Below are 11,813 nucleotides of genomic sequence, written 5' to 3' on the forward strand. Positions count from 1 at the left end.
GGTCATCTCCTGGCCAAGCACACCATGCCGCGGATCGATGCTCAGATGCGACCCAGGATGAATGCGAGATAGAGCCCCAGGGTGCCGGCAAGGGTCTGCCGATAGACACCGCTTTTGCGCAAGCCGTCCAAACGCTGGAAAAGATTGCCTTGCCGCCCTTTTGTGAACAGGTCGACGCACGCCGCTGCATCGTCGGTCAGCAGGTCGCGGTTAACGGCAAGTCCGTCAAGATTGCGATCCGTCCAGCCGGCAAAGTCGCCCTTGAACAGACGGCCAAGCCGGGAGACCCTCGCCCTCCACGATACGTTGGCGCCAACCAGGTTTGCCGCATGCTGGCGGTACCGCACCAGCGGCCGCGGATCGTAGCGGACGATGCCGCCGGCGGCGGTCACGATGAGATAGGCCCACCAGTCGTGGCTGACGAACTCGGTTTGCGCGGAGGCCCTGGCCAGCAGGTCGCGGGCCGCAGCGTTGAGCAGGATCGTGTTGCCGCCGGCGATGCTTTGCACAAGCGCGTTGCGAAAGGATGGCGACCGGCGAAACAGCGGCGAATGGCCGACAAGGCTTCCGGATTCGGTCATGGTCGCGGTTCGCGAGCAAAACATCAGCGGGATTTTTGCGTCATGGGCCCGCATCCAGCTGACAGCGCTCTCCAGCCTGTCGGGCTCCCAGATATCGTCCTGGTCGCAGAAGGCATAGCAGTCCGCGTCGATGCGCCGGTCAAGGACCATCGACCGGAAATTGGGGGCGAACCCTTGCCGCGGCCCCTCCACCAGGGTCACTCGACCCTTGGTCCAGCGGGACTTCCACGTCTCGATGATAGCGATCGTGTCATCGACGGAGCCGTCGTCGGAGATCCACAGGTCGATCAGAGGGTGCGACTGCGCGAGCAGGGATTGCAACTGTTCATCGATAAAGGCGGCGCCGTCTTTCGTGCCCATCAGGACTGCGATGCGCGGATCTTCTTTGCTCACGAGCTTCAAACACCCTGCAAATGCCTGGAATGGCTAGAGCGGTTCATCGTCTTACGCAAACGCAGAACGGCTCAATTTCTTCGTTTAACGCAATTCCGGACGGAAAACCGTTTCACGCTTTTCCCGGAATTGCTCTGGGTTTGTCCAATCCACGATCAAGATCGATTTCTGGATCGGGTTAGGTCGCTTGCCGGGCCGTTTTCGGGATCACGTCCAGATGAATGCTCCCCCTGGCCTTCTTGGCCTGGTCAAGGCCTGCCAGCACGGCCAGCGCAGCATCCTTGTCCTGGTTCTTCACCGACTGCTGCAGCGCTGTCAGCGCGGCCTGGACATCCGACCATTCCACGACATCCGTGCTCAGGCCAAAGATCTTCGAAATGCCGAGTTCGACGAGTTCCTCATCCTCGCCATGCAGAATTTCGTGGAGTTTCTCGCCCGGCCTTATGCCGGTGAACCGGATCGGGATGTCCGTGTAGGGGCTCTTTCCGGACAGGCGGATCATTGTTTCGGCCACTTCAAGGATCGGCACCGGCTTGCCCATGTCGAGCATGTAGACGGCATAATCTTCCCCGCTCTGCCGCGATGCGGCATCGGCGGCCGACATGATGACGAGATCGACGGCTTCGGCCACTGTCATGAAATAGCGTGTCATGCGCCGGTCCGTGATGGTGACCGGCCCTCCGGCCTCGATCTGCGCCTGGAATATGGTCGCCACCGAACCGTTGCTGCCAAAGACATTGCCGAAGCGAACGGCCACGAACTTGGTGACCGATCGACGCGCGCCGGGCTCGCTCGCGGGGGGCCCATGCAAGGCGCTGATGATCTGTTCGGCAGCCCGCTTTGTCACGCCAAGCACAGATGAGGGATCCACCGCCTTGTCGCTCGATATCAGGACAAACTGGGCAACCCCGCATTTGGCGGCGACTTCGGCACAGACAAGCGTGCCGAAGACATTGGTCTGGATGGCCGAATCCCAGTTTTCCTCGAGCAGCGGAACGTGCTTGAGCGCCGCGGCGTGAAAGACGATGTCCGGTCTGAATTCCGTGACGACACGCGTTATCTGGCGCCGATCCGCGACATCGACGATGCGGACCTTGAGACGGTCGTGGTCCTTCTCGGCAATGTACTGGCTCAACTGGAAGATGCCGAACTCGGAGTTGTCGGCGACGAGCACCGCCTCCGCCCCCAGTTCCAACGACCGTTTGACCAACGTTCGGCCAATCGACCCGGCACCGCCCGTCACCAGAACGCGCTTGCCGCCAACAAAGGCCCCGATACGCTCGACATCGGAAGGCACTGTCGGGCGTCGCAGGATCGTTTCCATCTCGACCGCGTCGAGAACCAGTTTTCCATGCTGTTCCAGTTCCGAAAGACCGGAGAACTGCACCACACTTATGTCGCCATGCCGGGCGATGCGGACGAGTTCCGAATACTCCTCGATCTCGTGCTCGGCGCCGCTGCCGAAAATCAGCAAGTCCAGGCTTTCGGTGCCGGTCGCATAGTCTTCCAGGAGGTCGATCAGCCGCGGCCGGGTCGCCACCACGGGAACACCTTGAATCCGCGTGCCCAATTGTACACCGCGCTCGGTCGCCATGATCCCGGCGATGGAATAGTCCGCCGGCTCCGCCGTGCGCGTGAAGCGAATGATCAGGTCGGCTTCCCCGAGTCGGCCAACGAACAACGCCTGCTTGGCCTGCGTCTTACCGGTCTTGGTGCTCAGAATGCCCCAGCTCGCGCCGTCACGCAGGAAGCGGTAGAACAGGCGGGGCGCCGATATGATCGTGAAGGAGACGAGGAAGAAGACGATGAACTGACGCTCGTTGAGCCCCTGCACAGGCTGGAAAGAACGAGCCAGCATCGACGTGGCGTACAGAGCCAACGTCAAAATCGCGCAGCTCTTCAGGATATTGAAAAAGTCGGGCGTCGAAGCGAAGCGCCAAACGGTCTTGTAGAGACCACAATATCTAAACAGGAGATGGCTGATGACGACAATGCCCCCCCAGGTTCCCAAACCCTGGTTGGAGAGCGGATCGAACGAAAGATTCGACCGCGAAAGCACAAGGCTGAGCGCCACGGCGACCAGGACCATGACCACGTCCTGGACCATGATGAAGGCGCGCCGCATTTCCGGCCTGAGTCCGAATACAGCTTCTAGGTAAGAATTCATTGGACTGCACTAGACTCCAGGCTCACGGACATGAGCATCACCAAGGTGCGAGCACGAATATGCTTCGTGGCCGATCGCTCTTTCAAAGTGCTATCCCTGGCCCCTGCCCTGTTGTATCGCATACTGCGGGCTCGAAGTCATAGCTAGATGTTTTTTCAAGAGAGCGCGAGGGCAAGCGATCGGACCCGACGCCCAACTCGCGACATTAAAACGCAGTGCGTTGCCATAAGCACGTCGCAATGGCTATTAAGAGCTCCGTGGTGGTTCGTCACGGGCCTTGAAGCGATGAAGCGCCGGAAAAACCAAGCGCTGGAAAAAGCAGATTGCGACACTCCCAACGATGATTGCGGCACTAAACGGCGCTTTTGACGATATCTCCAAGGCCGTGCGGTTGCACCGGGTCTGGGTCGCGCTCGCCCATGAGGACATCGGCGACCAGCACAGGCGCACGACCCTGGGTCCGCTTTGGATGCTGGTCAATTATTTTGCTTTCGTCGGCACATTTGTCTTCGTTTTCGTGACCAAGGACGCCAGCGACCCAAGCTACATAGCCTATGTCGCCATCGGCATGCTGGTGTGGTTCTACCTCACCGAAACCATCACCATGAGCGTGTCACTCTTCCAGCGCGAAGCGAGCTTCATTCAAGGCACAACGCTGCCGTTGTTCGTGTATGTGATGCGATTGACGATGCAATGCATCATCCGGGCTGGTTATTCGTTGGCGGGTTGCGTTCTTATTCTGCTGCTGGCCGGTTACGGGATCAACACAAACTGGCTGCTGTCGTCGCTGGGTCTGTTGCTCATCGTCGTGGCAACTCCTGCGCTTGTCACGGTCTTTGCGTTCTTGGGCGCCTTCTTTCCCGATAGTGAGTTCATCGTTGGGAACCTGATGCGGGTGGGCATGTTCCTGACGCCGGTCTTCTGGGTCTACAGCGGGCAAGAGGGCGTTCAAAAATACGCCTATCATTGGAACCCGTTCACCTACTTCCTGGAGGGCGTGCGTGAGCCGATCACGGCGGGCATCTTTCCAACGCATGCGTTGACGGTGACAGGCTACGTTTGTCTCGGGGTCTGGGCCCTTGCGTTGCTGCTGCTGGGCCTTTATCGCAAGCGCATCGTTTTCCTGATCTGAGTTCCATGACCTCCATCAAACTGAACAATGTCAGCCTCGTTTATCGCCTGTTCGAAAAGTTGACGCTTTCGGCGCCTGGCCGGCGCCGGAGCGCGCTCGGCGGCAACATATCGAAGTCGGGCACCAAGCAGGTCGTGCAGGCGCTCGACGATGTCAGTTTCGAACTCAAGGCGGGCGACCGGCTGGGGCTCGTCGGCCCGAATGGCGCCGGCAAGACCACGCTGCTCAAGGTTCTCTACGGAATCTACCAGCCATCGGGCGGCACGATATCGATCGCGGGCAAAGTCGATGCCTTGTTCAACATCAGCATAGGGTTTCGTCCCGAGGCCACCGGGCGCAGAAACATCGTGCTGAGGGGACTGATCAGCGGTTGGACGCTGGCCGAAATCGAAGAGAAGATGGAAGAAATCATCGATTTCAGCGAGCTGGGCGATTTCATCGACCTGCCGTTCAAGGCTTACAGCCAGGGCATGGCGGCACGGCTGGCATTTGCAGCAGCGACCGCACTTGAACCTGAAATTCTGCTGATGGATGAATGGATTGGCGCCGGCGACGCGTCATTCCAGGAAAAAGCCAAACGACGCATGGACGAATTGGCGGAGAAGGCCGGCATCATCGTGCTGGCCAGCCACGACGAGTCGCTCATCCAGCGCGTTTGCACGAAGAAAATGACGCTTCGAGCTGGCCGGGTAGAGTCGCTGACTTAACAGCGCCTCGCGATTGATTGGCCTCCTATCCTCGGGTGCCGAAACCTCAAATGGGATGTCGCCTGAGCGATATTCGCCTTAGGTCGCCTGGAGCCTTTCCCGAGCGAATTGGCCATGGGGTGAACTTAGTTTGTCGCGCCGCGACCAAGCGTGATTATCCTTTGCAGACCGCGGTAGATCGGCCTGAGGATCCTGAACGCTGTTGGCGATGTGGTCACGATCGATCTCTTGATCGAGAAGAGCAGGCCACGAAAGGACCTTGCCACTCCCAAGTTTCCGAATTCCGCTGGCGCTCCGTCCGCTAACAACGCCTGCAATTTGGCTTCCAACATGACGTAGTTGTGAGCCGCATTCCTCGCGGTCACCACATGCCGGAAGGTGTATCCGGCGTCGATCGCGACATAGGCAATGATCCGCTCTATGGCGTGGACCAAACTCCCATCCCGATAATCCATGTTGGCGAAGTCGTCCCAGGCCCACTTATGTTCGAAAAGCTTCCTGAGAGCGGCAGGACGAAACCAGTACATCCCACCGTAAGGCGCCACGGGCGAATTGGCATCCAGGTGCACGATCAGATCCAGCTGTTTGGCTATCTTTTGAACGTTGCCCTTGTTGCCAAACCACGAGTTTCCAATGGTCGGGTACCCGATATGAATCATTGGCGGCATGACAAGACCAAGCGCCGGGTTGTTGGCAAAAAGCTCGAGCAAATTCGAGACATACCCAGGCGTATGAAGAAGGTTTTCAAGGGTGTGAAGCTTGAACAGTTCCCCCTTTGCGCCGTCTTGGGAAGATTGCTTGGAATGTATCCGGCAGATCAGGTCGTAACGGTCCTCGAGCACGAAATCGCGGCACCCGATGAGGAGAGCGGAGGTATCCCTGCCGTCGTTCTCGACAACCAAAACGACGGCATTTCCGACGTTCGGCGCCTTTGCGATTGCTTGCTGGATCAATGCCTGCTTGTTTGCATTGTCGGTCGTGATGATCAGGTCGTAGCCCTTCGGCACGTTTTCGCTGTAGCCTAGAATCTCGTCGATCATGTCGACGTGATAGACGTGCGCAAGAACCGCTATCCGATAATCGTCCCAATTCCTTTGCGGACCGACCTGTACATCCGGCAGGACGGAGAGCAACGCGGCGTTGCCATTTAGCGTACGAGGCGGGCCGAGGCGGCCGACGCTCCTCCACACCAGCGACAGATCATAGTCTGATTGGTTCTCTACGATCTCCAGCGCGCGCGGCAGGTTGATGGCCTCCCGCTCTAGGAACAGCGTGTCATGAAAAAACAGCCGCTTCTTCAGGATCGGGCTGCGATCCTCCAGCGTTTTGTCCGGCTCCATCAGAACTGGATATGACGTCTTGTATCGTGCGGGATCGAGCAAAACCGAACAGGTGTAGCCCAGGGCCTGGAAATGCCCTGTGAACACCGTCTCATGCTTCGCGATTGAATCCAAATAGGAGTTTATGGGCCCCATCTGGGTCCAATAATCCCGAAACGCCTTTGACTGATGCAGGGACCGCCGCACTGCGATGAAATGGGAGTTGAGATGGAAGGGTAGCTCCGCTTTTCTGACGTCGATCGGATTGGGCCTCATCGCCCCGTGAGCGGAGATCCCCCAGAAATCACACTGACGTTGGTCCATCTCCGAGAACATTTCCGAGAAGGGGAAAATCGGCCCGTAGAAGGTGTGGTTGAAAAGCAATATCTCGTCGAAGTGCGAAAGTTCGTCCCACCCGATATGCTCGAGTGCAGTGCGATAGGCCCAGACATCGAACCCTTTGTTCTCCCTGATCAGGAAGCTGTCGGCGGCCTCGGAAAGGCGAGATTCGGCCTCTTTGTCCACCGGACCGTTGCAAACCACCAAAACCTTCTCAACAAAAGGTTTGATCGATGCAATCAGGTAAAAATAATACTCATCTATCTTGCCGTGTTGGTCGTAGTAAAATGCGATAGCCAGACGCCTCATCGACGTATCTCTCTTTGGTGCATATAGCACTTGAAATTGGAGCGCCGCGATACCGGATCGAAAGAGGCGTTGGCCGCATCCTGCCACCCAGGCGTCATCGTGAGATGATGTCTCCGGGTCGTCTCGTCGAAGTCCGTGATATGGGCGCTATCCTGCAGAGGACATCAGGTGCACGCATTAGACCATTCGATGCCGATAAAAAAGGCCAAAGGGACGCGATCCTGTTCGGCGCCGACATGCGGCTTGCCAAATCCCTCACAGTGGCCTCGCCGTAGGTGACCAGAATTACCGCCAAAGAAGACTTGGGAATGAACAAGCGGCCTACACCCTTGAAGACTCAGCGAGAACCGGCTCCCCCGTTGCAAGCGCGCCGACGTTTTTGCGGCCGGCGACCCGAGACGAAAAGCGCTTGCCCCATTTGTTGACTGGATCTTCAACGAAATAATTGAGCAGGAAGGCAGACGGGATCACCAAGGCCAAAGTCATCGTCAGACTGAGTATGAAAGCAATCGTTGGACTCTCGACCATCCCCTGGATCGACCTCATGGTCGGAATGAGCACGACGATAAAAATGCTGTGAAGCAGATAGACGGAGTAACTGATTCTCCCCAGCCATGCCGAAACAGGATTGACGATCACAGCAACGGGGAAAAGGCCGAGCCCGACTACCAACGCACCAAACATCACCCCTTCCCAATAATACTTGTCGAATATCGCGACCTTATTTGCGGTGACTGCAAAAAACATCACAGGCACAAACGTCAGAAGAGCCAACCCTATCTGCTTCCTTTCCCGACGCTTTTCCAATATCGGCAACAAATAGAAAGCGATAAGGCCGAACGTAAAAATCGGAGCTCGATAAAGAATCGAATATAGGTAGTAATTGAATGGATCAGCAACAAATAGATTTACATTCATAAAGAAAAGAGTCGCTATGAATATAGAAACAAAAAATACAGAAACCGACAGAATTACACCTTTAGAAAATCGATACAACAAGGGGAATATCATGTAAAATACCATCTCCACTCCAACCGTCCAACCCGCCGGAACAATGGACGTCTGGTAACCTGGAACCAGATTAAACAAAAATGTCATATTCAATAGGATCGATTTGCCATCGATCTTTACGCCGCTGAAATTGTGAATGCACATGACCAGGATAATCAAGTAAAATAGAGGAGCAATCCTGAAAAACCGGCGAAGCGCGAACCCCAGAATCGGGCGAACTTCCCGATCATGAACCGGCATACTGAGGCAGAGTGAAAACGCACTCACCACGAAAAACAGCTCCACTCCCATGGTGCCGTTTACGACAAACAGATCGAGAAACGGTGCAACTTGAAGACGCGGAGATGGGAGCATCGCTACGTGCACAACGACGACCCAAATGGCTGCCAGCCCACGCAAGGCGTCCAAGAAGGGCACCCGATTTGGAGCTGCGTTGTACCTGCCTGCCAATTTAGGACCTCACGGAGATTTTAGCAGCACCCCTACTTGGAACAAGGCGGCTACGCAACCTGTCGGCTTTGCGAGGGCATCGGCAAAGGCGCTACGTCAAGGCCGGCGCCACCGTCGACACCAGGAGGACTATGACTATCGGCGGACAGCATACCATTGGCAGCGGTCAAATCTGTTCCGGCGGTACATCCAGTCAGCTATCGGCCCCAGCCGTCGCTTCAAAATTGCGCGGAATTCAAAAGTATCGTGCGGCGTACCTAAGCGTGCACCATCAATGTAGGCTCCAGGAAAAGCGCTACTCTGTTCCGCTACAGAAGTACGCCGAGAATTGGCTTCAGGATCGCCCTTATGCTGCGATAGATCGGTCTGAGTATTCTGAACAAGATAGGCGATCTGAACTTCAGAGAGCTCTTGATGGCGAAATTGAGTCTGGCCAGAGCGTGTTTCACTGACGTCTGCGGCCCTGACATCAGCGCCGTCTGCGTCGCTGGCGTCATTGGAATCTGCATCGTTGACGCCCCCAAGGGATACCCGGCGTTCTTCCACTCAGACAGCAGATGAGCGTGCCACGGAAAGTCGTGCAGTGGCAGCATGCCGACAAGCTTTTGCATCTTGAACTCCAGCATGGAGTAGTTGTGCGCCACCTGATGCGCGCACATAATGTGCTGCGTGGTAAATCCGGCATCCTGGGCAGAGTAAGTGATCAGCCGCTCCAGCACGTGAGCCAAGCCTCCGTCAATATGATCAGGCTCGGCATTGAACTCTTCCCATTTCCACTTGTGTTCGAACATTTTGCGCAGTGCGCGCGGCCGGAACCAGAACATGGTGCCATAGGCTGCCACCGGAGTGGTGTCATCGAACTTGACGTCGATGTTCAACAGGCGCGCCGTTTCCTCGGCCCTCGGCTTGTTGACAAACCATGAGTGCCCCATGGTCGGGTACGAGATATGAAAGATCGGCGGAATGGCGACGCCGACTGAAGGATTGTCGTGAAACATGTCCAAAACATTCTGCACGTAACCCCGGGTATTCAGCAGATTGTCGAGCATGTGCCGCTTGAACAGATTGCCTCTTGACGACTGAACTTGAGGCGATTTTTTTGTATGCAAACGACAGACGAGGTCGTAGCGATCGTCGATGAACAGATCGCGGAAGGAAATGAACAGCGACGACATGTCCCGACCGCGGTTCTGTTCGACAACGCGGACGATGGCCTTCTTCACGCCAGGGCGCTTTGCCAGGGCGGCTTCGATCTCGGCCTTCTTTTCCGACGTATTCGTGGTGGCTATGAAGTCATAGGGAACCGGAATGTTCTCGGTCAGCGCCAGCAACTCGTCGAGCAACTCGGTGTAGTAAATATGCGCGCAGACGGCCACCTTGCCGTAGTCGGCAGCAGCGTCGTCATCCTTGATCCGCTTATCCGGCAGGACGCTCATCAGCGCCGCGTTGCTGTTGAGGTTCCTCAATTCCGAAACGCGCAGAACATTGCGCCAAATCAAATTAACGTCGTAGTCGGACGTCTCTTTAAGTATCCGCAAAGCGCGCGGCAGATCGACGGCATTGTGCTCCAGAAAAGTCGGATCGTGAAAAAACGTTCGCCGCTTTAGCAGGGGGAAGCGGTTGATGATTGTTTCGTCGACGTTAATGAACGCCGGATAGTGCGAGCCATACTGATCCGGATCAACATATGCTTCTGCGGAATAGCCAAGGTCTGTAAAATGCTTGGTAAACTGCGACTCATGAAGCAGAACAGCATCGGTGTAGGTCTTTATCTCCGGCAGGTTCTCCCAATATCTTTTGAAGGCGCGCGACTTCAGCATCTCGTTGCGAATTGCAATGAAGTTTGCCGTGAGATGACGGGGTAGATGGCCTGTCCCGGTAAATGGGTTTGGCGTCATTTCTCGATGGGCAGAAGCGCCCCAGAAATCGCTATTCCGCCCTTCCATTTCCGAGAACATTTCTGAAAAGGGGAAAAGAGGTCCGTAGCAAGTATCGTTCAGCAGGATAAGTTCGTCATACTTGGAAAGCTCATCAAAGCCGATGGCTTCGATTCCGGCCTTGTATCCACCGACATCAAATCCCTCGTTCTTACGAATCAGGAGCTGATCACATACTTTTGCCACCGCGACTTCAGAATGTTTTGAAAGATTGCCGTTGGAAACAACAACAATTCTTTCAACCAATTCTCTCAGCTTCGTCAGTAAAAATATGACATAGTCGTCCGCGATGCCGCGCTCATTATACAGAGAAAACACAGCAACACGACGCAATACAGAGCTCATTCGTCGTCCCCTCGAGAAATCCAGATTTTCCAAACCAGCAGAGCCCAAATTTTAGCCGAGCTGTGTATCTATCCATACGGAAAGCTGGTCGATCCCCTCGCCCACACTTTTCAAAGGTCGCCATTCCAGTTCGCGGACCGTCCTATCGATGTTGGCGACAGCGCACCGCACGTCGCCGTTGCGGAACATGCCGTTGACATGCGGCTCCGGCGCCCCATACCGCTTTGCGATGATCCTCGCCAGATCGAGAACTGTGGTCTTGTAGCCAGTGCCGACATCATAGGCGAAGGATTGCGACAGATTTGTTCTCGTGGCCTTGTCAATCGCCGAGGCGACATCGTCGATGAAGACGAAATCCCTTCCGATATCCCCGTCTTCGTAGATCGGGATGCTCTTGCCTTCCTTGGCCATCCTGATGAACAACGACACAATTCCTGTGTAGCTGTTCGTCAAGGACTGGCCAGGACCGTATACGTTCTGAAGGCGGAGCACGTTGACGGTTGTTCCGAACGAAAGAGCCCAAGCTCGCAATATCTGTTCCTGGGTTAATTTGGTGGCTCCGTAGATGCTGGTTGGATTCGGTATCGTTTTTTCCGCGTCCATCGGCAGCGGCTCGAGCCCGGGAAAATCCCACTCCGCGCGTTCAAGCTGCTCTTTCGATCTCTGACCCGGATAGGTTACCTCTCCTGGATTTCTGGACCGCCATGCCCCTTCTCCGTAGACGGCGCGGCTCGAAGCCAGGACAAAGCGCTCGGGAACATGCGATACCGTGGCGAAGGCATCCAACATCCGGGTTGTGCCAAGGACATTTGCTATGGCGTGGCGAGAGGCCTCTGTCAGCGACTGTCCCGTGCCTGTTTCAGCGGCCAGATGCACCACAACGTCAGGTCGGGTGGTCTCCAATGCCTGCGCCCAGGTGGAAGCCTCCGTCACATCGGCAACCATGAGCTCAACGCGAGGATCAAGTTCGGCAGGGCGCTTTCGCTCAGCGTGAATCTGCGGATGTAAACTGTCGATGACAACTACGCGATCGAAGCGATCTGCCAATTTGGTGGACAACGCGCATCCAATGAATCCGGCTCCACCGGTAACCATACATGTCTTGGACATTCAAGCAGCATTC

8 protein-coding genes are annotated in these 11,813 nt (G+C 56.0%); 2 read left to right on the top strand and 6 right to left on the bottom strand.

All coding sequences use genetic code 11. From position 1 onward, the window contains the following. Window positions 1-41 precede the first annotated feature (41 nt). On the bottom strand, window positions 42-974 hold the full coding sequence (locus AC1DZU_RS08365) for a glycosyltransferase family 2 protein (protein ID WP_477283561.1): 933 nt from the start codon (window positions 972-974) through the stop codon (window positions 42-44). Between the two features lie 178 nt (window positions 975-1,152). Next, complete coding sequence (locus tag AC1DZU_RS08370) at window positions 1,153-3,141, bottom strand: SDR family NAD(P)-dependent oxidoreductase (RefSeq protein ID WP_477283563.1); 1,989 nt, start codon at window positions 3,139-3,141, stop codon at window positions 1,153-1,155. A gap of 340 nt (window positions 3,142-3,481) precedes the next feature. On the opposite strand from AC1DZU_RS08370, the gene AC1DZU_RS08375 reads away from it, so the two are divergent. Together AC1DZU_RS08375 and AC1DZU_RS08380 are read left to right on the top strand one after the other, a co-directional pair. Beyond that, window positions 3,482-4,273, top strand: a complete 792-nt coding sequence (locus AC1DZU_RS08375) for an ABC transporter permease (RefSeq protein WP_477283565.1) — start codon at window positions 3,482-3,484, stop codon at window positions 4,271-4,273. A 134-nt stretch (window positions 4,274-4,407) separates the two neighbouring features. Beyond that, a complete protein-coding gene (locus AC1DZU_RS08380; RefSeq protein ID WP_477226139.1) occupies window positions 4,408-4,980 on the top strand; it encodes an ABC transporter ATP-binding protein in 573 nt (190 codons plus the stop codon). Window positions 4,981-5,105: 125 nt separating this feature from the next. Here the strand turns inward: AC1DZU_RS08380 and AC1DZU_RS08385 are convergent, their stop codons facing one another. The 4 genes from AC1DZU_RS08385 to AC1DZU_RS08400 all read right to left on the bottom strand — a co-directional run bounded on the left by AC1DZU_RS08385 (window position 5,106) and on the right by AC1DZU_RS08400 (window position 11,800). Continuing rightward, complete coding sequence (locus tag AC1DZU_RS08385; protein ID WP_477283567.1) at window positions 5,106-6,947, bottom strand: rhamnan synthesis F family protein; 1,842 nt, start codon at window positions 6,945-6,947, stop codon at window positions 5,106-5,108. Window positions 6,948-7,268: 321 nt separating this feature from the next. After that, on the bottom strand, window positions 7,269-8,366 hold the full coding sequence (locus AC1DZU_RS08390) for an acyltransferase family protein (protein ID WP_477283569.1): 1,098 nt from the start codon (window positions 8,364-8,366) through the stop codon (window positions 7,269-7,271). A 350-nt stretch (window positions 8,367-8,716) separates the two neighbouring features. Then, window positions 8,717-10,690 (bottom strand): rhamnan synthesis F family protein, encoded by a 1,974-nt coding sequence (locus AC1DZU_RS08395; RefSeq protein WP_477283571.1) that lies wholly within the window; start codon window positions 10,688-10,690, stop codon window positions 8,717-8,719. Between the two features lie 51 nt (window positions 10,691-10,741). Continuing rightward, window positions 10,742-11,800 (bottom strand): NAD-dependent epimerase/dehydratase family protein, encoded by a 1,059-nt coding sequence (locus AC1DZU_RS08400; protein WP_477283573.1) that lies wholly within the window; start codon window positions 11,798-11,800, stop codon window positions 10,742-10,744. Window positions 11,801-11,813 lie beyond the last annotated feature (13 nt).

The organism is Mesorhizobium sp. P2_A12, assembly GCF_056405075.1.